Origin of the sequence: Arthrobacter sp. EpRS71 (assembly GCF_001512285.1) — a bacterium.
In the GTDB taxonomy this organism is placed as follows: Bacteria; Actinomycetota; Actinomycetes; order Actinomycetales; family Micrococcaceae; genus Arthrobacter.
In genome coordinates, this window is record NZ_LNUV01000003.1 from 842,625 (window position 1) to 867,525 (window position 24,901).

Below are 24,901 nucleotides of genomic sequence, written 5' to 3' on the forward strand. Positions count from 1 at the left end.
TTGTGCTTGCAGTACTTGGTGCGCTGTTAGGCCTGGCTGATGTCGATGCCTGTGACCGGGGCGCCGGCCCGCTCGTAAACGAGGGCTACGGCGCCCTTCGCGAAGCCACGCGGTGGCTTTGCCAGGCGGAAGGCCGCGGGCTCGCCGGCTCCGTCGGGGAACAGGCGCTTACCCGAACCAAACGTGAGCGGGTAGAGGTACAGGTTGAGCCGGTCCACGAGGTCTGCTTCGAGTAATGATCTGGCGAGGTCGCCGCTGCCGATGACGTGAATGTCCTGGAATCTGTCCTTCAAAGCTCCCACCTCCGCAACGTCCGGCAAGGCTGTGGTCCCTGTCCATCCAGGGTCTGTCAGGGTCCGCGAGACCACGAACTTCGGCAGGGCGTTAAGAGTGTCGGCAATGTGGTCACTCTGGTTGGGCCAGAACCCGGCGAAGATGTCATAGGTCCTGCGGCCCAGCAGCAGCGCGTCCATCCGGTCGATTCCCGCGACGATCGCCTCGCCGCTCTCCTCGTCCGAGTACGCCGCCTGCCAACCTCCGAACTCGAAGCCGCCCGAGGTGTCCTCGTCGGGACCGCCCGGCGCTTGATACACGCCGTCGAGGGTGATGAAAAGGTCAACGGAGAGAATTCCCATGGTGTGCTCCTCTTGGTGAATTTTTCCAGGCCGCTCTTTGATGCGCGTCATCCTAGTCCGGACGCCGAGTTGGCGGGAGGGTCGCGCGGTAAGCCGGGTGGGGCTATTCTGGCGCGCATGGCCCAGGCAAGCTCACCAGCACGTGCGTGGATCGGGACGGTTCTCTTCCTGTTCCTCGCACCCGGCATCGTGGCAGGACTCGTTCCCGGACTGATCTCCGGCTGGCGGTGGTTTGACTGGGGCTCAGCGTGGTTGGTGGTGGTGATCGCGTGGGTCGCTGTTACCGCGGGCGCCGCGTTCCTCCTGCACGCCTTCGCTTTATTTGCCCTTCAGCGCGGAACGCCCGCTCCGGTGGCTCCCACTGAAACGCTGGTGGTGACGGGCGCCTACCGCTTTGTACGCAATCCGATGTACCTCGCGGTGCTGAGCATCATTCTGGGCCAGGCGCTGCTATTCGGAAGTTGGGGGCTGGTGATCTATGCAGTGATTGTCCTCGCCGCGGTAGTCGCGTTTGTGAAGGGCTACGAGGAACCAACCCTCACCGAGTCCTACGGCGAGCAATACCTGAACTACCGACGCCATGTCCCAAGGTGGTGGCCGCGGTTCACGCCGTGGCGGGGGTAATCGCACTCGTTGCCGTACCGCCTAAGTGGGCTCGGCCTGTCCCTCGTCAGGTTCTGCCCATTCGAGCGCAGCGACCAGGTGCCCTTCGTTGGGCAGGGCTTGCTGTTCGGAGGCCGGGAGCTTGTCGTATGTATAGGCGGCGACTGCCATGGGTGAGGTTGACCGCCCGAGGCTGTACCTGACGCTGCGGTCGTTCTTAGTGCCGCAGATCAGGATGCCAATCGTTTCGTTGTGATGCTCCCGGCGAAGCATGTCATCCACAAGGGCAACGTAAAAGTTCAGCTTGCCGTCGTACTCAGGCTGGAACTTTCCTGTCTTGAGCTCTACGACGACGTACCGGTTCTGGTCCATGTGGAAGAACAGCATGTCGACGTAGTAGTCGTCGCCATCGACATCGAAGTGGACCTGCCGGCCAACGAACGAGAATCCCGGCCCGAGTTCCCTGAGGGTTTCAGTGATTCGGCTGGTAAGGGCCAGTTCAAGGTCACGTTCGGCGACTTCCCCCGACAGGCCGAGAAATTCGAAGCTGTAGGGGTCCTTGGCCACCTGCTGGGCCAGTTCGGAATCTTGTCCAACAAGCCGTTGGACAAAGTTCGATGGCGCCGCGCCTGTCCTTTCCAACGTCCGGTTCATGATCATGTTCAGCAGGACGTTGCGAGACCAGCCGTGGTCAACTGCGGCGCCAGCGTACAAATCCCGGTCCTCCGGCATGTCTAGTTTGTCTAACAGCACTGTGATGTGGCCCCACGGCAATTGTCCAACGGCTTGTTGGACAATTGAATCCGGCCAGGCGGCTGCGAATCCCCGCATATAGAAAAGGTTGGATCGCGATAGGCCCTTCATCTCCGGGAACTCTGCACGGAGGTCCTCGGCCAGGCGTCCCATGACCCCGCTCCCCCATTGCTCCGCCTGCTGGCGCTCCAACACAGTCTTCCCGATCGACCAATACAACTCGATCAGCTGTGTGTTGACGGTTCGACGGGCGGTCTGACGCGCATCGCGCACGCGTTTCTTGAGCGCGTCTAAGAGATCTTTGTAATCTGCGGGTAAAGCCAGGGCACGCGAATCAGTCATGCACACAAACCTATTGACCGCCACTGACATTTCTCAGAGCGGCTCCCCCTACTCCACGTCCTCCCCCGGCACGGTGGACTCCCGGATGATCAGTTTCGGGGCCAGGCTCACCCGGCGGAGGGCAGGCGAAGCCGCAGAGCCGGTCTTGCCGGCAAGTCGTTCCATGCACATGGCGACGGCGGCATGGCCTACGTCCCGCTTCGGCGGGGCGATGGAGGTCAGGGGTACCGGGGCGAGGTCCGCCACCTCGTCGTCATAGGCCACGATCGCAAGGTCCTCCGGGACGTCGAGCCCCGATTCCTCGGCGAGGTTGATCAACGTGATGGCTTCTTCATCCGGGAGCACCAGGGCCGCGTGCGTCCCAGTGCGACGGCAGTCTTTGAGGAATTTCGCGAACTCTTTTTGGTTGTTGCCTGCACCCACCACTGAACGAACGTATTCCATGATGGGCGCATCAGTTTCGAGCCCCAGCTTGGCTACCATGCGCTCGTGGCTTTCACGGAGCCACGGCGCTGTGGGGCTGGTGGCGATGGCAAGCCCTATCCTGCGGTGGCCCAGGGATGCGAGGTGCTCAAGGGCAAGCTCGGCACCATAGCTGTGATCGGACATCACGGATTCGAACACCCGGCTTGAACGTTCCACGAGCACTACGGGGATTCGCAGCCCGGACAGCAGCTCGAACGTTGGAGATCCGGGTTCAAGGGACCCGGCGGTTGCCAACAGTATCCCGTCCACGGAGTTGGCCACCATGCGTTGGAGCTGCCGGTGTTCGTCCTCCGCGGAGTAGTTGCTGACCCCCAGAATCAGCCGGGCGTTCAATTCCCTGGCGGCTGATTCCGCGCCGCGGATGACCTCCGGAAAGTAGTAGCCCGTGGTCGGGACAATGAGGCCCAGGGTCGCGATCGGCTGGCGGGATCTCCTGTGAACGGTGTCGCCTGGCCGTTCGGAGGGAACGGGAACCGCACCACCGTGGACCCGGCGCAGCAGCCCTTGGGCAGCAAGCTGTGTCAGGTCCCGTCGGATGGTCATGGTGGACAGGCCGGTCTTCTCCGCGAACCCATTGACGGTCAGGGTTCCCCGCATTTCAAGCTCGCGCAGAATCTTCTCGTGGCGTTCGCCGCTAAGCATGCCCACCCTCTCCGGAATCCAGATGTTCAAACAAGCATAGGTGACCGTATGCACGTGCGTTGCGGGGCCTGCTCTGCGCGGTAAATACTCGCCAGAGAGCGCAAAGCGGGCCCCGCAACGCCGGGCAGCTACCGCCGGGGGTGGTCGTTGATCCGCACGAGGTTCCGGCCCCGCATGGTGTAGAGGTAGCCGTCCTCGTCGTTGTTAATGTGCGAGCCGCTGTACCAAGCGCCGTCGATGTCGGCCACCACGGTGGCAACCTCGAAGGTCTTCGGGTCGAAGCGGAAGACGTGGGTGTTGGAAACGCCATACACCGCGCCGCGGTTGGTCACCAGGGCCGCAAAGCCGTAGCTGACCGAGGTGATATCGGCTTGGTGCACCACCTTGCGCTGGGGCAGGTCGATGACGAACACCGTGCCCTTGCGGGACACCCCATAGAGGTACTTTCCCTGCACTGCCAGGGCACTGACTCCGGAATTCTGTCCGGGATCGATCCTCCAGAGTTCCTTGCCTTTCACGGGGTCGAAGGCAACCACGGTCCCCGCCCCTCCAAGGTCCGGAAGGCCGCCGCCCAAGTAGGCCACGCCGTCACGGCTTGCAACGGCACGAACCAACTGGGTGTCATCCACCGGGTTGACGAAGAAGCCCTTCTTGCCGGTGCGCGGGTCATACGTCCACAGCGAACCTCCGCCCTCGGTGTCCGCTTGGGTGACTACCAGGACAAGCTTGTTGCTGTCGTCCCAGCAGACGTCCAGGGGCCGGTTTTGCTCCTTGGGAAAGTCAGCCACCTGCGTGATCGGCTTACCGTTCCGGGGGTCGTAGCTCCAGATGCCCTGACCGCTGTACTGGCCTGTATAAAGGGCGCCATCCACCACGATCGCGTCTTTCGCCTCACCCGGAGCGCTCATGTTCGTGACCTGGCCATCCTTCAGCGAGCGGCGTGCAATGACCCCGTTGCCGCCCACATAGACATAACCTGCGCCTGCCGCGATCCCCATCACCGATTGAGGATCAGAGGGTGCGCCGGCCTCGCCGAGGTCAGTGGTCTTGGTGGCGCCGGTTACGGGGTCGATCTCCGCTACGAAGCCGTAGCCCGAGGTGACCAGCAACATGCCATCCCTGGAATCGACACCCCAAACTTCCCCGAGGGAGGGGCCCTCAAACGGCACGGCAGCGATCGTGTTCGCTGCCAGCGAGTAGGCGAGCAGTCCGGTCTCGTTGGCGAAATAGACGGTGTCCCCCAGCACCGCGAAACTCTTGGCCACCTTGCCTTCCGAGACGGTCAGTGCATACGACGAGTGGTTGGCCAGACTGAGAGCGGCCATCTTGGCGTCCTCCAACGATCCTGCGGAGCTGACCACAAGCTTGTCCCCCACCACTGCGAGGTCGCGGATGCTGGGATCCGGCAGGATTTCGGAGGGAGTCACGTTGGTGAACTTCGCGGAAGCTGTGTCGTAGGCGTAGAGGCAGGCCCGGCTGGCGCCACTTCCGCCGTTGAGCGTGCTGCCCGCGCCGAAGAACACCGTGGCGTCGGTCGCGGCCACAGCGCGGGCCAAGGTTGCTCCCGCGTCCGGGATGCCAAGGCTCACTACCTGGCCGTTGGCGGGGTTGTACTCCCAGAGCGCCGGCGCGGTGCCGCTTCCGCCGCCAACTGCATAAAGCCGGCCATTGGGTGCAACGCTCATATCCCGGACATCCCGGTCTCCGATGTACCCGATCGCCGTGGCCTTGGTAGCCAGGCTGTTGAGGTCCCAGCGGAAGAGGTTGGGCAGTGTGCCGGTGGACTTCTGGAGGACACCCGCGTAGAGGTACCGGCCTGAAGGATCGGCGGCCAACGTCTGGATGGAGTGGCCGTTGCTGAGTTCGGTTTGGCCGATGACCTTGCCCGTGGGGACGTGGAAGGCAATGATCCGGACCGGCTCCAGGTTGCGGGAACCGATGTACAGAACATCGCCAACCAGCAGGCCGCTCATCAAGGAGAACTGTACGACGGCGGGACCCAGGTCCAGGATTTCCGTCGCCTTTGGCTTGGACCCCAGGAGGGCGGATGCCGACGCCGGTTGGCCGGCTGCCAGCCCGATGGCCGCCGCGAGCGAAACTGCTCCGCCAACGTGAAGGACTGACCGTCTGCTGATGTTCGATTTCTCCATTGGAATCCCTGTTCTTAGGTGATGGCTTTTCAGTAGTCGCCGTTTCGGGTGTCCAGAATTCATAGCAGCGTGAAGCTGACAGCGTCCAGCATTTCTGTTCGTTCAAACAGAACTGGCCGCAAGTCTGCCTAATGAGGTTGCTACAGATCAACGAGAGCACCATTCAGCAATGTTTGAAAATGTTTGAAATCTTGTAGATGTTCGAAGCAGCGCGGTTACATGGATTCACCTCATGTGGCCCCAACCACACAAACCTTCTTCGCATCGCAAGTCTTCAAAGGAGAACACCATGAAGCGTCGTCATCTCTTTGCCGGAGTTGCTGGCTTGGCCGCCAGCACTCTGTTGCTGGCCGCCTGCGGTACTGGCCCCACCCCGGCGGCAGCGCCCACCCCCACGGAAGATCCCTCAGGATCCATCACCTTCTGGTCCTCGTTGGCAGGCATGGACAAAGTGGCTGAAGCGTTCAACGCCAGCCAGGACAAAATCAAGGTCAGCTTCGAAACCATTCCCAATGGTGCCAACGGTGGCTACGCAAAGCTCTCCACCGCCATCACGGCAGGCAACGGCCCGGACGTAGCCACCATCGAATACCCGCAACTGCCGCAGTTCGTCAGCAACAGCCAGGTGGTCCCGCTCGATGGCCTGATCAACAAGGCCGAGACCGTGGACAAGCTCACGGACGAGACCAAGGCCTTGGTCCAGTTCGGTGAGAAAACCTACGCACTTCCGTACGATGCAGCCCCCATGCTCATGTGGTACCGCCAGGACATGCTGGCGAAGGCCGGCGTCGAGATCCCCAAAACCTGGGATGAATTCGAACAGGCCGGCAAAAAGCTCAAGGCCGTAGCACCCGACTCCTACCTGGCCAGCTTCAACCCCAACGAGGTAGCGGCGAGCGCCGGATTGGCCTGGCAGGCAGGTGCCAAGTGGTTCGGGACCGAGGGTGACAGTTGGAAGGTGGGCGTCAACGACGAGGCCACGCAGAAGGTTGCCTCTTACTGGCAGAAGCTCATTGACCAGAAAATCGTCAAGGTCAGCCAGGCCTACAGTGACGAGTGGAGCCTGGACCTGGCCAACAGCAACGTAGTTGGCGTGCTGGGTGCCAACTGGAGCGCCACGGGCATCCAGAAGCGCACCGAGGCCAGCGGCCAGAAGGGCCAGTGGATCGCTGCGGAATTGCCGACGTGGGGCAACGAGTCCGGCGCCTTCTATGGCGGATCCAGCTTCAACGTGACCAAGAGCAGCAAGAATCCAGCCGCGGCCGCCAAGTTCGTCGAGTTCCTCACCACCAGCCAGGAAGCCATCAAGGCCCGCGGCAACACCGGCTCCGCTTTTCTCGCCTTCCCGGGCCTGACGCCGGTGGCGCAGAAGGCGTATGACGCCAGCTACTTCGGCAACGACATCTATGAGGTCTTCAACCAGGCGTACGGCACCATCACCCCGGGCTGGCAGTGGGGTCCCAACTGGGACATCACCAACACTGCGCTCAAGGACGCCTACGGCAAGTTGACCACCGGCGGCACCATCCATGACGCCGTGGATACTGCCCAGGACGCCACCGTGGCAAGCCTGAAGCAGGCCGGCCTTTCCGTCAAAGAGTAACTCCATCACCGAATAGCCACACAGGCAGGGGGCCTCGTGATGAGGCCCCCTCCAAGCTAGGAGAATCCCATGGCCACCCAGGCCCTCACCACCACAGTGCGCCGCCAAGGCCGCGCACTGGCGGGAACCGGCGGAAGGACTGCCGCGCTGTTCCTGGTTCCCTTCTTCGCGGTCTTCGCGATCGCCATGATCGCACCGGTGATCTACTCCCTGGTGCTGAGTTTCCACTCGCAGCAGAAGTCCGGGCTGGGCTTCGGGGAAGCCAAGACGGTCTTCGTTGGACTTGAGAACTATGTGCAGGTCTTCCAGTCCGAAACGTTCGTGGAAGGCATCGCCCGCCTTGGCTTGTACTGCCTGATCTACATTCCCTGCATGGTGGGCGGCGCAGTGGTGTTCGCCCTCCTCCTGGATGCAACGGTGGCCAAAGCACGCAAGCTGTTCCAGCTCCTGGTGTTTCTTCCCCATGCCGTCCCCGGCGTCATCGCCGCCCTCATTTGGGCCTACCTCTACACCCCTGGTATCAGCCCGCTGGTCCAGGCTCTCCAAGGCGGCGGGATCCAGATCAACTTCCTTGATGCACACATGGTCCTTCCGTCCATCGTGAACATCGGCGTCTGGGAGTGGACCGGTTACAACGTCATCATTCTGTTCACCGCATTGCAGGCTGTTCCCCGGGAAATCCTGGAAGCCGCCCGCGTGGACGGTGCCGGCGAAATCCGTGCGGCCATCAGCATCAAATTTCCGCTGATTCTTCCGGCGCTGAGCGTCATCATGCTCTTCACCATCATCGGCACCCTGCAACTGTTCACGGAACCGTCCATCATCTCCAAGGCCACAGCATCAGTCACCAGTACCTGGGTTCCCAACCTCTGGGCCTATGACGCGGCCTTCATCCGTCACAACCTCAACCAGGCCGCGGCTGCCTCCATCATCATCGCCGGACTGGCCGCAGTCCTGTCCCTGGCCGTCACCCGCCTTAGCTCCAGGATGAACAAATCATGAGCGCCTCAACTCTCCCCCGCCCCCGCACCACCCCGGACACAGCAACTTCCCGCCGCACCGGATCCCGTTTTAACGGATCCCGTTCCGGCCGCGGCAGCTCCAACCGCGGCGGTGGCTTCGCCAGCAAGCTCACCGTCAACGGGCTCCTGATCATCGGCTCCGCCTACATGGTGGTACCGGTCCTGTGGCTGGCGTTCGCCTCCACCAAGAACGCAGCAGACCTGTACGGCACCAGCGCCTACGCCTTGGGGAACTTCTCCTTGTTCGAGAACATCGCCAACGTGGCCAGGCAGGACGGAGGGTTGTTCTTCCGCTGGCTGGGTAACTCCGTAATGTATGCCGGTGTTGGCGCCGTGCTGGGAAGCCTGATTTCGGTGATGGCCGGGTATGCGTTCGACAAGTTCCAGTTCCGTTGGAAAGACTCGCTCTTCGGTTTCGTCCTGGTGGGCGTCCTGATTCCCAACACGGCCACGGTGCTGCCCATGTACCTTCTGGCTTCCTTGGTGGGCATGACCAACACCATCTGGGCTGTCCTCATCCCGGTCCTGTGCAACCCCTTCGGCGTGTACCTGGCGCGGGTTTACTCGGCCAGCTACGTTCCTGCCGAAACCCTGGAAGCCGCTCGCATGGACGGCGCCGGACCCATCCGGTCCTTCTTCTCCCTGGGCCTGCCCATGATGATGCCGGGCTACATCACCATTGCCCTGTTCCAGTTCGTAGGGGTGTGGAACAACTTCATGCTTCCCCTGGTGATGCTTCAGGACCAGCAATTGCTGCCCGTCAGCGTCGGCATCTCCATCTGGCAGGGCTACTCGGTACCGCAGCCTGAATTCACACCAATGGTTATCACGGGTTCTCTGTTGTCCATCATTCCCCTGCTGGTGGCGTTCATCATGCTGCAGCGTTTCTGGAAGTCCGGCCTCACTGCAGGGAGCGTCAAATGACCACCACATCACTGAACGTCGCGCTGGCCATGGGTCCCGGCGTCGTATCCCGCGTGTTTCCGCAGCGCCGGCTGGACTCCTTGGCACCCGGGCTGCGGCTCCTCAGCCCGAGGCCCATGGCAGACTTCACCTCACCGCGTTCGCTGGAACTCCTTGCGGAGACGGACATTCTCATCACCGGCTGGGGATGCCCGAAGCTGGACGCCGCTGCCCTGGCCTCGGCCCCGCGCTTGACCCATGTCCTCCATGCCGGAGGCACGGTAAGGCATCACGTGGGCGAGGAATGTTGGGAAAGGGGCCTTGAAATCAGCACGGCTGCCGATGCCAACTCCATTCCGGTTGCCGAATACACGGTGGCCATGATCCTGCTGGCCAACAAGAGAGTCCTGCAGATCGCCCGCAAGCTCCACACAGAGAGGGTGGAGATCGAGCCGGACCAGGTGTTTCCGGACATGGGCAACTTCGGCAAGCGGGTGGGCATCATTGGCGCCTCAAGGATCGGCAAGCACGTCATCCGCCTGCTGAAGTCCTACGACGTGAAGGTCTTCGTCTCCGACCCCTTCCTGGACCAGGCCGCGGCGGCCGCGCTCGGCGTCGAACGTCTCAGTCTGGAAGAGCTGGTGGCCACGTGCGATGTGGTCAGCCTCCACGCGCCGTCGCTCCCGTCCACCTACAACCTGATCCACCGGGCGCTGGTGGCGAGCTTCAAACCGGGAGCCACCTTCATCAACACCGCCCGCGGCGAGCTGGTTGATCAGGATGCGTTGCTCGGACGCATCGAACAAGGCGACCTCTACGCAGTCCTGGACGTCACCACGCCGTGGGTGCTGCCCGCGGACTCAGGCTTCTACACCCATCCCAACGTGCTGCTCACACCGCACCTGGCTGGTTCACTGGGCATGGAACTGGAGCGCATGGCGGTCAGCACCATGGAGGAAGCGCGCCGGATCTCCCGCGGCGAACCTCTCCTCCACAGGCTCAACGCCAAAGACCTCGCCTTTACGGCTTAACGGCCATGCCAGCCGGACAGCGACGGCCGACGGCGACAGCGACTTAACGCCGCCCGGCTGGCATACTCATTCCCATCGCACGGCCTGTCCAATGACAATCCCTGAAGCGACACAAACAACGGGGGAATGAGTGGAACTCGAGAAGGATCAAGCAGGGGAAGCCGTCCGGCACAAGACGGCCTCCACGCAAGGATTGAGTAGCGCCGAAGTTGCCGAGAGGGTGGCGGCCGGACAGACCAATGCGTTTGTCCAGGACACCAGCCGCAGCGTGTGGAGCATCGTCCGGGCCAATGTGCTCACCCTGTTCAACGGCATCATCCTTGCCTGCTTCATTGTTCTGTTCGCGATCGGACGCTGGCAGGATGCGCTCTTCGGCTTCAGCGCCATCGCGAACGCGGTCATCGGGAGCGTCCAGGAATACCGGGCAAAGCGGGCTTTGGACCGTCTGGCCCTGTTGAACGCCCCTCATGCACGGGTGATGCGTGATGGATCAGAGGCAGAGATCGCCTTGGACGATGTTGTACTGGGCGACACCCTTGTCCTGAGGGCTGGAGACCAGGTGCCGGCCGACGGTCTGGTGTCCGGGTCACGGGGCCTCCAAGTGGACGAGTCCATGCTCACCGGCGAATCCGATGCTGTGGAAAAGACCGACGGCAGCCGGGTACTCTCCGGATCCGTGGTGGTGGCAGGCGAGGGCTCAGCCGTGGTGGACCGGGTGGGCGTGGACTCGTTCGCGAACTCGCTCGCGGCGGAGGCCAAGAGATTCTCCTTGGTGGCCTCTGAGCTCCGGTCCTCGATCGACCGGGTACTGAAATGGGTCACCTGGTTCGTGGGTCCCGTGGCGTTGCTGGTGTTGAACGCGCAGATGATTGCCCAAGGCGGGTGGGCCGAAGCCTCCGCCAGTGGCGCATGGCGAGAGGCAGCGACAGCGACTATTGCCTCAGTCGTCGCCATGGTTCCCTTGGGTCTGGTGCTGATGACCAGCATTACTTTCGCTGTGGGCGCGGTGAAGCTGGCCAGGCAACAGGTCCTGGTTCAGGAGCTTCCGGCCGTGGAGGGCCTGGCTCGGGTAGACATTATTTGCCTCGACAAGACCGGAACCCTCACCCAGGGCGACATTGTTTTCGACGCCGCCCATCCCCTCACGGTCCGGCCCGGGTGGGAGTCCGTGCTCGCCTGGTACGGCGTGCAGAAAGACGCCAACGCCACAGCGCGCAGCCTGGCCGGACATTTCAACGAGCAGCCCTCTGATCTTCCTGCCGATCGGGTGCCGTTCTCCTCGGCCCGCAAGTGGAGCGCGGTGGTCTTTGAGGATGGAATGTGGATCCTCGGCGGTCCGGAAATGGTCTTCCCTGCTCAGAACTCCGCAGACCCCGTGCTGCAGCAACTCGCCACACGGGCCGCAGATCTGGCCACCACCGGCCGCCGCACCCTGGTCCTGGCACATGGCACCCCCACGGACGACGAAACCGTTCCGGCAGATGCCGTCCCCGTTGCACTCCTGACGTTCAAGGAAAACATCCGCCCCGACGCAGCCGAGACACTCTCCTACTTTGCCGCCCAGGACGTTGACGTCCGGATCATTTCGGGTGACAACCCACAGACCGTGGCTGCCATTGCCCGGGAAGTCGGCCTGGACGCACCGCACGGTTTTGACGCCCGCGAGCTGCCGGAAGACGACCAGGAATTCCTGGAGGCCATCAACAACAACGTGGTTTTTGGCCGGGTGACTCCGGACCAGAAGAAGCGCATCGTGGTGGCCTTGAAGTCGGCCGGCCACACAGTAGCCATGACCGGCGACGGGGTCAACGATGCCCTGGCCATCAAGGAAGCCGACATCGGCGTCGCCATGAACTCGGGCGCGGCCGCTACCAAGGCTGTGGCCAGGTTGGTGCTCCTGGACGGGAAGTTCTCCCACCTGCCCAGCGTGGTGGCGGAAGGCCGGCAAGTCATTGCCAACATCGAGCGCGTCTCCATGCTCTTCCTCACCAAGACCGCCTACGCCACGTTCCTTGCCATCTCGTTCGGCATCCTCCTGCTGCCCTTCCCGTTCCTTCCCCGGCAGCTCTCGGTCACGGACGGCTTAACCATCGGGATTCCGGCCTTCTTCCTGGCCTTGCTGCCCAACGCCCAGCGCTACATCCCGGGTTTCCTGAGGCGGTCGCTCACCTTCGCCGTGCCTGCGGGTGTTTCGGTGACGCTGGGCCTTGCCGCCTACGCCCGCCTCGCAGCGAACCTGCAGATACCCGAAGCGGAGATTCGGACCGGCTCCACCTTGATCCTGACCATTATCGGCATCTGGATCCTGGTGGTGCTCTCGCGACCGGTCACCCGTTTCAAGGGGATGGTCATCGGGGCAATGATGGTGGGGCTGATCCTGGTGTATTCGGTACCGATTGCCCGGGACTTCCTGCAGTTCACGGATCCGACGCTGCCCACGGCACTGCTCGTCCTGGGAACCTCGGTAGCGTGCATCGCACTGATTGAGGTGGTCCGTTTCGTTCACCGCCGGGTGGCGTACCGGGACGCCCAGGAAGCACTACATCAGCGCGTCTCGAAATAGCGGCGGCCCCGCCCAACCCACAGCGGCACCAGCACTGCCACCGTAGCGATGGACTGGGAAAAGACGGCCGACCAATCTCCGTCCGCGGCAATGATGAGGTCCAGCACGGCAAAGGCCAGGCCCAGCAGCATGACCGCTGTTGCGCCGCGACGGGCTGCTTCGCTTCCCCTAGCAACCCCGGAAGCCAGCCCGATCACCATCAGGCCGAACAGGATCATTCCTGCACCCAGCAAGGTGATGGGCAAGGTGATTCCACCGGACTGCGCCTCCGGGGTGTAGCGCAGGAAAATCGTCAGGATTCCCAGAATGATCTGAGCGATGCCACCGATGTACATGAGCACCACCGCGAATGTCACCGCACCAGGCCGTTTAGGAATCTCCCCCGTCATCATGAACTGAGCATAGACGAGCCCACCTCAGGGCCGGCACCGGCCCAGCCCGAGATAACAACTTTTGTCACACAATTAACCACTGATTCACGCCGCCCTTGGGCACAGGCAACCCGGGCTTCCTAGTGTCGAAGCCATGGAAAACATCTCCCGTAGATCCCTCATCTCAGCCGGCATCGGGGCCGGTCTCGTCGCCGCACTGCCGGGCGCCGCCGTCGCCAGTCCCGCCGTCGCGGTGTCAACAGCGGACGACGCCGGTCTCCGCACCGATCCGTTTACGCTGGGCATCGCGTCGGGCGAACCATGGCCGGACGGCTTTGTCATCTGGACCAGGCTGGCGGTGAACCCCGTGGCCGAAGACGGCCTGGGCAGCATGCCCTCCCGCAACGTCGCCGTCGCTTGGGAAGTGGCAGAAGACCCGGCCATGCGCCGGGTAGTAGCCCGCGGCGTCGAACATGCCAGGATCGAAAGCGCCCACTCCGTGCACGTCGAACTGAGAGGGCTCAGGCCGGGCCGCGAATACTTCTACCGTTTCCGCACCGGGCGGCACCTGAGCGAGGTTGGCCGCACGCTGACAAGCCCGGCCCCTGGCGAGACTCCCGCTGCTTTGGCCATGGCGTTCGCCAGCTGCGCCCAGTACGAGCACGGCTACTTCACTGCTTACAAGCGGCTGGCCGAGGATCACCCGGACCTGGTGCTGCACCTGGGCGACTACCTCTACGAATACAAGAAAGACAGCTATGTGATCGGCGGCGGCAACCCCCGCGATCACGAAGGACCGGAAACCGTCAGCCTCGCGGGCTACCGCCAGCGGCACGCCCAATACAAGGCCGACGCCGACCTGCAGGCTGCGCACGCAATCGCACCGTGGCTGGTGGTGTGGGATGACCACGAGGTGGACAACAACTGGGCGGACGAGATCCCCGAGAACAGTGACCCCGGCCAGTTGAACGACACCACGGAGCACTTCCGGCAGCGCCGCTCAGCTGCCTTCCAGGCGTACTACGAAAACATGCCGCTGCGCGCGTCATCGGTTCCCGCCGGGTTCGACATGAAAATCTACCGCACCATCCAGTGGGGCCAGCTGGCCAACTTCCACGTGATGGACACCCGGCAGTACCGGGATGACCAGCTCGCCGGTGACGGCTGGAAGAAGAACGTCGCCGAGCGCCTGGATGAGAACCGCACCATCACCGGTGCCGAACAGGAAAAGTGGCTGCTGGACGGCTTCAAGAACTCCACACAACGCTGGGACATCCTGGGCCAGCAGGTCTTCTTCGCCGAGCGGGACCGGGACAAGGCGCCGGACATCGACGACGTCTCCATGGACGGATGGGACGGTTACGCTTCCTCCCGCCGCCGCATCACCCAAGGGTGGGTGGACGCGAAGGTGCGCAACGCCGTCGTACTCACCGGTGACGTTCACCGGCACTGGGCCACCGACCTCAAGGTGGACTACAAAGACCCTGCCTCGGCTGTGGTCGGTACGGAACTGGTGTGCTCGTCCATTACCTCCACCGGCGACGGCACCGGCTCCACCACCGACCCCACCATGGCGTGGAACCCGCACCTGAAGTTCTACAACGACAACCGCGGCTACGTGAACACGCGCATCACCAAGGACGCCATGACGGCGGACTTCCGTGTGCTGGACTACGTCACCACCCCGGGCGCACCCGTCAGCACCAAAAAGTCCTTCACCATCAAAGACGGTGTGCCGGGCCTCGCCTGACCCTGGTCCACCCATCAAGGGGACAGCACATGCTCCGTTGTGGCCTCACGACGACGTGTGCTGTCCCCCTCCACGGGTTAGCCGCCGAGGATGAGTTCCGCCGCCTTCTCCCCGATCATGATGGAAGGAGCGTTAGTGTTGCCGCTCGGCACGGACGGAATGATGGAAGCATCCGCCACCCGCAGGCCCTCGATTCCACGGACACGGAGCTGCGGATCCACCACGGAGAGATCGTCCACGCCCATCTTGCAGGTGCCAACCTGGTGGTGGTAGGTCCCGGCTACCTGCCGGGCGAATTCCCGGAGTTGATCCCGGCTCTGGACCGCGGGACCGGGGGTGAACTCGGACTTCCGGAAGGGCGCAAAAGCCTCCTGCTGCCCGATGTCCCGGCACAGGATGATCGCGTCCACCAGTGCCTCAACGTCGTACTCGTCCGCGAGGATGTTCGGATCCACCAACGGCGCAGCGGCCGGGTCAGCCGAGGCCAGCCTCAATGTGCCGCGTGACCGGGGACGGACAATTCCAGGCGCAATGGTGTACCCGTGCTCCGGCGCAGCCCCGCCATCTGTGGGATACGGCAAGTGAAGGAAAAGTGGCTGAAGGTCCGGCGCTTCTTCGTCCGTCTGGTTGCTGTGGGCGTAGAGCTGGCTCTCCAGCAGGTTGTGCCGGCCAGCCACCAAGGGTTCCTTCGCCTCGTAGATGTTCCCGGCCAGCAGGTGATCGTGGAGGTTTTCACCCACGCCGGGCAGGTCCACCACAGACTCGATCCCCACGGACCGCAACTGCCCGGCCGGACCGATGCCGGACAGTAGCAGGATCTTCGGGGAGCCAATGGCACCGGCACTGATGATCACCTCAGCGCCAGCGTCCACCCGAAGCACCTCACCGTCACGGTGGTATTCGACGCCGGTAGCCCGCCCGTCGTCGACCACTATCCGGCTGACCAGCGCGTCCGTAGTGACCGTCAGGTTCGGATGGTCCAGGACCGGGGCCACAAAACTTTGCCACGCACTGGCGCGTTTTCCGTCCTTGGTAGTGGTGTGGTTGAACCCGACGCCGGTCATCTGAATTCCGTTGAAGTCCTCCGTCTCCGCGTGGCCAAGCTCCTTGGCGGCGTCGACGAAAGCCTGGGCGGCCGGGTGCCGTTCGGCGATTCGTTCCACGTGAAGCGGCCCGCCTTTGCCATGGAAGTCGTTGGCACCGTCCTCATGGTCTTCGGACTTTTTGAACAACGGCAGGACCTCATCCCAGGACCAGCCCTCTGCTCCATGGGCGGCCCAGGCGTCGTAATCATTCTTATGCCCGCGGATGTAGATCATGCCATTGAGCGAGCTGCTGCCGCCCAGCACCCTGCCGCGCGGCCAATAGAGGCTCCTGTTGTGGGCATGCTTCTGGGGCGTCGTCATCACTGCCCAGTCGTTGGCGCCTGTCAGCAGGAGCGGCCAACCCTGGGGGCTGTGGATGTTGGGGTCGGTGTCCACGGATCCGGCCTCGATGACGTGGACCGTATGTCCGGCATCCAGCAAACGCCGGACAACCACGCTACCTGCCGAGCCTGCGCCCACCACTACGTAATCCGCAGTGTGGGTTGGATTTTCAGCCATGGGGTTCCTCCTTGAACGGGCATAACACTGGGTCTGTTGAAGCAACCGGACCACAATGGCCGGTGCCTTCAACAGCAGTCTGCCGCGGACCGGCGTCGGGAATCTTGACCCGGAGCGCACAGCACTGCGCACCATCCGCACACTTGTGACGGGGATCACGAATGGGAGTGCGCTCGTGGGACACTGGAAGGGTCATTTCAAAGGAGAACCGACGTGACCGGCACCATCGCAAAACAGCCACGAGAAGAATTCACCACCACAGCCCTTGCCCGGACCGAGCGCTTTGACGCGTGGAACCAGGCCGTGAACAACGCCTTCGTCCCGCTATCCGTGGTGGCCCGGGAGCCGGGCGAATTCGACGGCGGACTCATCAACCAGACAGTCGGCCCGGTATTCCTCAGCGCCGTGTCCGGAACAGCCAGCCACGTCAGCCGGACCACCAAAGAGATCAAGGCAAACGATCCCGGCCTGGTGAAACTCGGTCTCCAGCTCACGGGCTACTCCGTGGTGGCACAGGACGGGCGCGAGGCGGCCCTGACCCCCGGCGACTTCGCCATCTACGACACCACCAGGCCATACGACCTCTACTTCGACGACGCCTTCCGCATGATGGTGGTCATGTTCCCTCCCGCGGCCCTCCACCTGAACCGCAAGAACATTGCCACCCTGACAGCCTCGCGGGTTTCCGGCCGCCAAGGACTCGGCTCACTGACCTCGGCACTCCTCGGGGCGGTGGCCAAGCAATTACACGAAGGATCCGTTGCCGAGGCCGCCACCGTCTCGGATGCCCTCATGAACCTGGTCTCCGCCGTCTTCGCAGAGCGGGTGCCGCCGTCGTCGCCTCTTTCGCATGAGCGGCACGCGCTGATGGAGCGGATCGATGCGTTCGTCACTGCCCGTCTGGGTGACCCTGAACTGACCGTCAGCGAGATCGCCGCCGCCCACAACGTCTCAGTCCGGTACCTCCAGAAACTCTTCGAAGAGCGCGACGACACCGTGAGCGCGTGGCTGCGCCGCCAACGGCTGGAGAAATGCCGCACGGACCTGGTCGACCCTCGCCTGCAGCTGAGGCCGGTGTCGGCCGTGGGGATGCACTGGGGCTTTACTGATGCTTCAAGCTTCTCCCGTGCTTTCAAGAGCGCCTTCGGTTACTCGCCTTCGGAGTACAGATACTCCTACAGGCCCGCCTGAGTCCGACGATCTGCCCGGCACTCAATCGATGGGAGCCACCCCGCATCCCAGTGACTACGGTCAAGAGCGGGAGTAGCCTAGTTCCAGTTGATGTAGTGGATCTCTGTCCGGCTGGGGTTCTTCCGTGGGCCATGTGCAATCGTCGCTGTCCGACCTCCTTGGGGTACTTGCGGACGCCGTCGCCCCGCAGCATGTAAGGTTCGACGACGGGTCCCCCACCGCCGTCGTTCCTCCACCGGACGCTCCGGTCACCGTGCGGGCGGCAACCCTCACCCGGATTGGAAGGTCCCGCCGCGAGGGCCCGGCCCTGGACCTCGAACTGACGGTTGCGGTGCAATGCCACGGGCCCGGGCAGCTGGACAACATGGAGCAATTACTCTTGGCCGTCGAACACCACAGCCAGTACTCCGTAGCATCCAACGGCGAGTTCCGGCCTGAGGAGTATTCCAGCGCAATCGGGCAGGGACTGGGGTTCCTGGTCCGCATCCCTGTATCCCTCCGCTTCGAGGAACCCTCCGATCCGCCTGCCCAAGCTGCCGTGGGTGCCGCCGCTGCCGCCCGCCGGATCCGAGGACGGCTGGTGGATGGGCACAACAAAGGCATTTCCGACGCCTACATCCACGCACATTCGTCAGCGACCGCCGTTGTCAGTGACGCGACCGGGCATTTTGAGGTCCCCGCGTCGGCGGACGAAGTTCAACACTTCGCTGTTGCGGTTGACGGCACTGAACGGGAAGTGTCGGCCAGCACCAAGAGCCTGCCCGTGGTCATTCGCTGGGTCTGATTCCGGAACAGTTTGCCCGCACGGGCCGCTGCCATGAAAAGATCAACCATGCGTCCGATGCAGCACTCCAGCAAACTTCAGAATGTCCGCTACGAACTCCGTGGGCCCATCCTCCAAGCGGCCAAGGCCATGGAGGCCGAAGGGCACCGTATTCTCAAGATGAATCTTGGCGACACGGCACCGTTTGGACTGGAGGCACCGGAGTCCGTGGTGGTGGACATGATCCACCACCTTCGCGGCGCGCAGGGCTACAGCGACTCCAAAGGCATCTTCTCCGCCCGCACCGCCATCTCGCAGTACTACCAAACGCGCGGGCTGATGACCATCGGCGTCGAGGACGTCTTTGTTGGCAACGGCGTCAGCGAGCTCATCTCCATGAGCCTGCAGGCGTTCATGGAGAACGACGACGAAATCCTCGTCCCGGCACCCGATTACCCTTTGTGGACTGCGGCAGTGACCCTGACGGGCGGCAAACCCGTTCACTACCTGTGCGACGAGGAGGAGAACTGGTGGCCGGACATGTCCGATGTGGAAGCCAAGATCACCCCGCGCACCAAGGGCATAGTGATCATCAACCCGAACAACCCCACCGGCGCCGTCTACCCCCGGCACATTCTGGAGCAGTTCGCAGCGCTGGCCAGGAAGCACGGCCTCGTCCTTTTCTCTGATGAGATCTACGAGAAAATCCGCTACGTGGATGCCCCGCACATTCACACCGCAGCCGTGGCCGATGACGTTTGCGTGCTGACGTTCAGCGGATTGTCCAAGGCATACCGTATGCCGGGATACCGGGCGGGCTGGGTTGCCGTCACCGGGCCCCGCACCGCAACCGCTGCCTACCGGGAATCCTTGGAGCTGCTGGCCTCCCTGCGATTGTGTGCCAATGTTCCGGCCCAGCACGCCATCCAGACCTGTCTGGGTGGGTACCAAAGCATCGATGCGCTCATTCGTCCCGGCGGCCGCCTCCGTGAGCAGCGGGACCTCGCATGGAAGTTACTGACTGCTATCCCGGGCGTCAGCTGCGTACCCGCGGCGGGAGCCATGTATCTGTTCCCGCGCCTGGACCCGGAGATCTATCCCATTGCCTCGGATGAGAAGTTCGTCCTCCAACTACTTCAGGAACAGAAAATCCTGGTCTCGCACGGGACCGCGTTCAACTGGCCCACGCCGGACCATTTCCGGTTCGTGATCCTGCCGGCTGTGGAGGACATCGAGGAAGCCGTGCGCCGGATTTCCACCTACCTTGCTGCGTATCGGAACCGCCCGGCGGACGCACCCAACTAGGTCGCAGATCAGGTCGTTTTGAGCGCTGAGAACGACCTGAACTGCTACCTAGTTGGGCGGGGGAACAGCTATAGCGCAGGGTCCACCATGGTCATGCCAGCAGGGTTGGCTTGGTCGAAGCCGGGCAGGAGTGCTGCAGCGTCTTCCAAGCCAATGGTTCGTTCGATCAGCAGCTGTGGCTTGAGCGCACCCTGTTCAATGAGCGCCATCATGCCCGGATAGTCCACAGCGGCCATACCGTGACTGCCCAAGAGGTCCAGTTCCCAGCCGATCACGCGTGCCATGGGTACCTGCGGGTTACCGTCGATGGACGGCAGCAAACCGATCTGGACGTGCCGGCCGCGCCGTCGAAGGCTCAGGATCGCATCGGCGCAGGTCTGTTCACTTCCGACGGCGTCTACCGCCACATGGGTGCCTCCGCCGGAAAGGGCGTTGACTGCGGCCGGGATATCCGCACCATCAGCGAGCACCGTATGGTCGGCGCCCAACCGCGCGGCCACAGCCAGGGCATCGGGGTTCCGGTCCACAGCAACCACCTTCGCTCCCATGGCCTTGGCAATCATCACAGCGCTCAGCCCCACTCCGCCCGCGCCCACCACGGTCACCCACTCGCCGGCCTTGACCTGCGCACGGGCAGCCAAAGCACGGTATGCCGTGGCGAAGCGGCAGCCGAGACTTGCCGCCGTCGTAAATTCAACGCCGTCAGGTATGGCAACCAAGTTGCTGTCGGCAGCATGCAGGGCCACAAACTCGGCGAACGATCCCCAGTGGGTAAAGCCGGGCTGCTGTTGGTCCGGACAGACCTGCGCCACGCCGGCCAGGCACCATTCGCAGGTGCCGCACCCGCAGACGAAGGGGACGGTGACGCGGTCGCCAACCTTCCAGCACTGAACACCTTCGCCGACGGCGTCGATCACACCGGCGAGTTCATGGCCGGGCACATGGGGCATGGCGATGTCATCGTGGCCGGCCCAGGCATGCCAGTCGCTGCGGCACATGCCTGTTGCCAACACTTTCACCACCACACCTCCCGCGGGAGCTTGGGGTTTGGCGACTTCCCTCACATCGGGCTGGGTCCGGACCTCATCAAAAACTACTGCGCGCATCGACTGACTCTAACAATTTGCCGGAACTGTCACACTTTCGGCGTCGTATCCGACATCCCTGATGTAAGCCACTATCGCTGAAGGGAAAACATCATGCCCCGCATCAACATCGGCCGCAGCAACAAGCTTGGTTACGCCGCCGTCATTGGCCTTGAAGGTTATGCACGCAAATCCGTGGATCCTGACCTGTATGAACTCATCAAGCTCCGCGCCTCCATCCTCAACGGCTGCGGATTCTGCGTCGACATGCACGCCACTGACGGCCGGAAGCGCGGCATCCCCTCCCGCAAGCTCCACGCGGTAGCGGCGTGGCAGCACTCTAAGGTGTTCTTCGATGCGCGCGAGCAGGCGGTGCTCGCCCTGACGGATGCACTAACCCAGCTCGGTCCGGATACCGTCACCGACGACATTTGGAATGCTGCGGCCACCCATTTTGACGACAGCCAGATGGGTGGACTCATCATGGCCATCTCCACCATCAATGTGTGGAACAGGATCGCCATCAGCACGCAAATGGAACCGCCCGTGGATGAGAAGAACCCGGTCATCTGAAAGGTAGCGTTGGCAGCATGAGTCTTGCGGTGTCGGCCACTTCGGCGTGGCAGAGCGAACGGAATCGCCTCTTGGGGATTGCCTACCGGATGTTGGGCGACTTCGGCCATGCCGAGGACGTCGTCTCGGAGGTGGCTATCGACGCCGTGCGGCAGGAGCGGAACGCCGACGCCGGCCGGGTCGAGTCCTGGCCCGCGTGGCTGACGACGGTGTGCGTACGCCGCTCCGTTGACCGGGTACGCCAGCTCGCCGCGGTGCGGGAGGACTACACAGGGCCGTGGTTGCCCGAGCCAGTGGATGCGGCCACCCTTCCGGAAGAGACCGTGGCCAACCGCGAGCTCCTGTCCCTGACCTTGCTGCATTTGGCCGAGCAACTGGCCCCAGAAGCCAGGGCAGCGCTCGTATTGCACCGCGCCTTCGCGATGCCCGCCCCGGAGATCGCGGAAATCCTGGAAAAGACCCCCGCTGCCGTGCGCCAGATGATTTCACGGGCCGAGCGTCGTTTGGAGATCGATCCGGACGCACCCGCACCCCGGGCCAAGGATCGCGCGGCCTTGGAGAAGCTGGTACGGGCCATAGAACAGGGCGAAATTGACACGGTTGTAGCCATGCTGGACCGGGACGCCGTTCTGTGGGCCGATGGCGGCGGCAAGGTCAAGAGCTCCATGAACCCGTTGTTCGGGGCGGCCCGGATCGCGCGCTTCTTCGCGGGCATCCTCGCCAAAGCGGTGGTTTTCGATCCGGTGATGCCGGTGAGCGTTGGGGTGATTGGGGTCAATGGCGAGGCGGCCCTGGTGCTCAGGCATCATGGCCGCTCCGACATCCTGGTGATCAACACCGGCCCGGACGGGAGCATCCGGGAACTGCGCCAAGTGTCCAACCCGGACAAATTGACGCGGATTTCGTTGTCCGCCGGCGCGAAGTAGCGGGAAACCTGCCAGGTCGCTGGATATTTCCCTACGACGTGGAAGGATTCCCGCGAACTCGCCCAGGCCGCCAACGCCGGAGGCGGGCCACCAGCGTGGCGGCGAGTAACGCCGTCGTGATTTCCAGTCCGATCACCAGCAGCAGTTGCGCTGCGCCGGACGTATCAACAGCGTTCGACGCCGGTCCCCCGCCGTGGGCGTGTCCGGAGCCGCCTGCTCCCAGCAGCAGGACGGTGTGCAGTCCCACCATGGCCAGGGCTGAGATGGTCACTTGATGGAGCGCGCCCACGCGACTGTGGCGCCAAATGTGGACCGTGCACGGAACGCAGATGGCGGCCAAGGCGATCATGAGGACGCCCAGCCACGCGTCGTGGTGTCCCGAGGCTGCGAGCCACAGATGCACCAGGCAAGAGACAGCCGTGAGGGCCGCGCAGATCCGGGGATGGAGGACGGGCCCGGCTAACCGGACCCGTCCCGCCGTGGTGGTCATGGTGTGTCCCGGAGCGGTTCTAGTGGCAGTGCCCGGCGGGCTCGCCGTGCTCACCGTACGCGCCGTGTTCGGCGTGTTCGCCGTGTTCGCCGGCAGCGGCGCTGTGGCAGCTCGAACCCGAGGTGTTGGCCGGCACATCCAGAACGGGGCTGCGATCGAAGAACCCTTCGGGGCGGAGTTTGAAGCCGACCGTGTCCACCGGCATGATCGGCCAGTCCTCCACGCGCGGGAAGTGCGTGAGGCCGAAGGTGTGCCAGAGGACGATGTCCTGTCCGTCGATGTCGCGGTCTTGGGCAACGTAGGCCAGCAGCCCGGCACCGCCGGAGTGCTGGTTCACGAAGTCGCCCGTGGGGTAACGCTCCTCGTCGGCGTAGCGGGTGACCCACACGTCCTTGGTGGCGAAAGCCGCGCGCTTGGCAATGGATGAGCCGGGATCGGCCAAGAGCGTGGGCTGGTTCTCGGCGTGGAGTTTGTAGCCAACAGGCTCGCCCAGACGGTTCTTCGAATCCGGGTTGGAAATGATCCACGTCCGGCCTGCGCGGGCGTCTGCTTCGCGAACGGCCTCGGACTCTTTCGCCAGGAGTGTGCGCTTGCGGGAGAAGGCATTGCCGCGCTCGTTGCCTTCGCCCATGGCCTGGCGGACCACGTCTTCTTCCTCCACGCGGTTGGTGAAACCGTCAATGGCCATGTCCAGGCGGGCGCTGAACAGGTGCTGGTGGAAGGGCGCGCCGAGGCCCGGGGCGAGCTGGGAAATGTTGTCTGAGCCGCCTTCCGGGAACGCGCTGGTGAAGACGACGCCGGTTGCCTTGGCTTCGAATTCGATGGTGCCGTCCAGGTAGAGGTACCAGTAGAAGCCGTAGTCGTAGTTGCCGATGGTGGTGAAGAAGGAGATCACCAGGCGGCGGTTGCGGCGGGTGTAGTTGATGCCGGTCCAGAGGTCGGAGTGCTTGGAGAGGATGCCCCAGTCTTCCTCGTGCATGCAGATGCCGTTGCGGATTTCGCGGGGGTTGCCGAACGCGTCGCTGATGACCGGGCTGAGGTAGGTGATGTCACCCAGGCAGTCGCAACCTAGTTCCAAGGAGTTCGCGTACTGGCCCACCAGGTATTCGCCGGTATCGAAGTAGTTCTGCCAGGACCTGATGGGCGAAGGGTCACCGTAGGGCACCACCATTTCGGCGATGGAGGCCCGGTTGATGATGGGCCTGAGCCGGTCGCCGTCCTGGAAGGCCAGGTTGTGGAGGACAACTCCTTCGCGGACGTCGAAGCCCACGTCCACGCTCCACTTTTCCCACTCGACGTGGTTGCCACCCGTGACGGTGAAGCTGGGGCCTTCTGGCTGCGTGATGCTGATGGGCTTCTGGGTTTCCCGGAGCGGGCCGGTCAGTTCAGGGTCCGTGTAGTTTCCGTGCTCTGCAGGGATCGGCATGACGCCGAGGTCAATGACCTGGGTGACTTCCTTGTTGACCACGTCCACGTAGGCTACGAGTCCATCCACGGGGTGCGCCCAGGCGCTGTCCTCGGGGAAGTCCTGCACAAAAGCGAGCCCACGGAGGATGCGCCGGCCCCTTTCGTCGTCATATTCAAAGACGCCGGCGGACAACGGAGCAACACGAACCTTCTCTACGTCCAACTCCCGGGCCGCGAGCGCAGCCAGCCAACGCTCATCGGTGGCGAGGAGTGTCTCCACCACCTCGAATTCTTCTTCCAACACAGGGAGTTCACCGGAGACCTTGGTGTCCAGTTCTGTTGAGGAGAGGATCTCGCCGCGGGTCACCGAGACAAGGACATCCTCGGGGGCGCCGCCGGAGATGTCGTGGAGGAAGACCCGGAACCGACGGTCCTGCCCTGACTGGCCACGGGCCGGGTCCAGCAGCCCCAAATAGGCGATGCGTTTCTCGGCGCCAAGGTGGCCGGCGGCCTGCAGGATTCCCTGCACCTGGGAGATTTCGGCGCCCGTTGCCAGGGCGTACTGTGCTTCCTCAATGGCGGTGGCGTCGGTTGCTGTCTCAGTTGCTGTGGGCGTCATGGCTGCCTCTTGTCCGGGACCTATGATGGGTCAGGATTTATTTTCTATAGGTGTAGAGAATAACCAAAACGTAAGATGGGTCAC

At 63.2% G+C, this 24,901-nt stretch carries 21 protein-coding genes; 12 read left to right on the top strand and 9 right to left on the bottom strand.

Translation table 11 applies throughout. The annotated features are described in order from the left end of the window. Window positions 1-26: 26 nt before the first annotated feature. A complete protein-coding gene (locus AR689_RS06645; protein WP_062068277.1) occupies window positions 27-635 on the bottom strand; it encodes a dihydrofolate reductase family protein in 609 nt (202 codons plus the stop codon). 117 nt (window positions 636-752) lie between these two features. Between AR689_RS06645 and AR689_RS06650 the strand changes: the two genes are divergently transcribed. After that, window positions 753-1,259 (top strand): methyltransferase family protein, encoded by a 507-nt coding sequence (locus AR689_RS06650; RefSeq protein ID WP_062068279.1) that lies wholly within the window; start codon window positions 753-755, stop codon window positions 1,257-1,259. A 21-nt stretch (window positions 1,260-1,280) separates the two neighbouring features. Here AR689_RS06650 and AR689_RS06655 read toward each other — a convergent pair whose 3' ends face one another. The 3 genes from AR689_RS06655 to AR689_RS06665 all read right to left on the bottom strand — a co-directional run bounded on the left by AR689_RS06655 (window position 1,281) and on the right by AR689_RS06665 (window position 5,611). After that, window positions 1,281-2,333 carry a PDDEXK nuclease domain-containing protein gene (locus AR689_RS06655; RefSeq protein ID WP_062068280.1) on the bottom strand — a complete coding sequence of 351 codons (1,053 nt, stop codon included), beginning with the start codon at window positions 2,331-2,333 and terminating at the stop codon, window positions 1,281-1,283. Between the two features lie 48 nt (window positions 2,334-2,381). Beyond that, on the bottom strand, window positions 2,382-3,461 hold the full coding sequence (locus AR689_RS06660) for a substrate-binding domain-containing protein (RefSeq protein ID WP_231745453.1): 1,080 nt from the start codon (window positions 3,459-3,461) through the stop codon (window positions 2,382-2,384). A gap of 128 nt (window positions 3,462-3,589) precedes the next feature. After that, a complete protein-coding gene (locus AR689_RS06665) occupies window positions 3,590-5,611 on the bottom strand; it encodes an outer membrane protein assembly factor BamB family protein (RefSeq protein ID WP_062068284.1) in 2,022 nt (673 codons plus the stop codon). Between the two features lie 289 nt (window positions 5,612-5,900). Between AR689_RS06665 and AR689_RS06670 the strand changes: the two genes are divergently transcribed. From AR689_RS06670 to AR689_RS06690, 5 genes are all read left to right on the top strand, one after another. Then, window positions 5,901-7,214, top strand: a complete 1,314-nt coding sequence (locus AR689_RS06670; RefSeq protein WP_062068286.1) for an ABC transporter substrate-binding protein — start codon at window positions 5,901-5,903, stop codon at window positions 7,212-7,214. A 69-nt stretch (window positions 7,215-7,283) separates the two neighbouring features. Next, window positions 7,284-8,216, top strand: coding sequence for a carbohydrate ABC transporter permease (locus AR689_RS06675; protein WP_062068288.1), 933 nt, complete (start codon window positions 7,284-7,286; stop codon window positions 8,214-8,216). Further along, entirely contained in the window at window positions 8,213-9,160 is a 948-nt protein-coding gene (locus AR689_RS06680; protein ID WP_062068290.1) for a carbohydrate ABC transporter permease, read from the top strand. Before AR689_RS06675 ends, AR689_RS06680 begins: the two co-directional genes overlap by 4 nt. Continuing rightward, complete coding sequence (locus tag AR689_RS06685; protein ID WP_062068292.1) at window positions 9,157-10,170, top strand: hydroxyacid dehydrogenase; 1,014 nt, start codon at window positions 9,157-9,159, stop codon at window positions 10,168-10,170. Before AR689_RS06680 ends, AR689_RS06685 begins: the two co-directional genes overlap by 4 nt. Window positions 10,171-10,300: 130 nt before the next feature. Continuing rightward, on the top strand, window positions 10,301-12,733 hold the full coding sequence (locus AR689_RS06690) for an HAD-IC family P-type ATPase (protein ID WP_062068294.1): 2,433 nt from the start codon (window positions 10,301-10,303) through the stop codon (window positions 12,731-12,733). On the opposite strand, the gene AR689_RS06695 is transcribed toward AR689_RS06690, so the two are convergent. Continuing rightward, the gene (locus AR689_RS06695; protein WP_231745454.1) at window positions 12,715-13,125 is read right to left on the bottom strand and encodes a hypothetical protein; all 411 of its coding nucleotides are present in this window, start codon (window positions 13,123-13,125) and stop codon (window positions 12,715-12,717) included. The two genes, AR689_RS06690 and AR689_RS06695, sit on opposite strands and share 19 nt — an antisense overlap. A 133-nt stretch (window positions 13,126-13,258) precedes the next feature. Here AR689_RS06695 and AR689_RS06700 point away from each other — a divergent pair, with 133 nt between their 5' ends. Further along, window positions 13,259-14,854 carry an alkaline phosphatase D family protein gene (locus tag AR689_RS06700; protein WP_062068296.1) on the top strand — a complete coding sequence of 532 codons (1,596 nt, stop codon included), beginning with the start codon at window positions 13,259-13,261 and terminating at the stop codon, window positions 14,852-14,854. Between the two features lie 77 nt (window positions 14,855-14,931). Here the strand turns inward: AR689_RS06700 and AR689_RS06705 are convergent, their stop codons facing one another. Continuing rightward, window positions 14,932-16,458 (bottom strand): GMC family oxidoreductase, encoded by a 1,527-nt coding sequence (locus AR689_RS06705; RefSeq protein WP_062068298.1) that lies wholly within the window; start codon window positions 16,456-16,458, stop codon window positions 14,932-14,934. Window positions 16,459-16,671: 213 nt separating this feature from the next. Between AR689_RS06705 and AR689_RS06710 the strand changes: the two genes are divergently transcribed. The 3 genes from AR689_RS06710 to AR689_RS06720 all read left to right on the top strand — a co-directional run bounded on the left by AR689_RS06710 (window position 16,672) and on the right by AR689_RS06720 (window position 19,717). Then, window positions 16,672-17,649 carry an AraC-like ligand-binding domain-containing protein gene (locus AR689_RS06710; RefSeq protein ID WP_197412813.1) on the top strand — a complete coding sequence of 326 codons (978 nt, stop codon included), beginning with the start codon at window positions 16,672-16,674 and terminating at the stop codon, window positions 17,647-17,649. A 124-nt stretch (window positions 17,650-17,773) separates the two neighbouring features. Continuing rightward, window positions 17,774-18,433, top strand: a complete 660-nt coding sequence (locus tag AR689_RS06715) for a hypothetical protein (RefSeq protein ID WP_062068300.1) — start codon at window positions 17,774-17,776, stop codon at window positions 18,431-18,433. Window positions 18,434-18,481: 48 nt separating this feature from the next. After that, a complete protein-coding gene (locus AR689_RS06720) occupies window positions 18,482-19,717 on the top strand; it encodes a pyridoxal phosphate-dependent aminotransferase (RefSeq protein WP_062068302.1) in 1,236 nt (411 codons plus the stop codon). A 68-nt stretch (window positions 19,718-19,785) separates the two neighbouring features. On the opposite strand, the gene AR689_RS06725 is transcribed toward AR689_RS06720, so the two are convergent. Then, window positions 19,786-20,823 (bottom strand): zinc-dependent alcohol dehydrogenase family protein, encoded by a 1,038-nt coding sequence (locus AR689_RS06725; RefSeq protein ID WP_062068304.1) that lies wholly within the window; start codon window positions 20,821-20,823, stop codon window positions 19,786-19,788. Between the two features lie 93 nt (window positions 20,824-20,916). Between AR689_RS06725 and AR689_RS06730 the strand changes: the two genes are divergently transcribed. Together AR689_RS06730 and AR689_RS06735 are read left to right on the top strand one after the other, a co-directional pair. Continuing rightward, window positions 20,917-21,375, top strand: coding sequence for a carboxymuconolactone decarboxylase family protein (locus AR689_RS06730; protein WP_062068306.1), 459 nt, complete (start codon window positions 20,917-20,919; stop codon window positions 21,373-21,375). Window positions 21,376-21,392: 17 nt separating this feature from the next. Next, window positions 21,393-22,301, top strand: coding sequence for a sigma-70 family RNA polymerase sigma factor (locus AR689_RS06735; RefSeq protein ID WP_062068308.1), 909 nt, complete (start codon window positions 21,393-21,395; stop codon window positions 22,299-22,301). 31 nt (window positions 22,302-22,332) lie between these two features. Here the strand turns inward: AR689_RS06735 and AR689_RS06740 are convergent, their stop codons facing one another. Together AR689_RS06740 and AR689_RS06745 are read right to left on the bottom strand one after the other, a co-directional pair. Then, on the bottom strand, window positions 22,333-22,791 hold the full coding sequence (locus AR689_RS06740; RefSeq protein ID WP_062068310.1) for a hypothetical protein: 459 nt from the start codon (window positions 22,789-22,791) through the stop codon (window positions 22,333-22,335). A 19-nt stretch (window positions 22,792-22,810) separates the two neighbouring features. Further along, window positions 22,811-24,817: a primary-amine oxidase gene (locus tag AR689_RS06745; protein ID WP_062068312.1), complete on the bottom strand. Its 2,007-nt coding sequence runs from the start codon at window positions 24,815-24,817 to the stop codon at window positions 22,811-22,813. Between the last annotated feature and the right edge of the window lie 84 nt (window positions 24,818-24,901).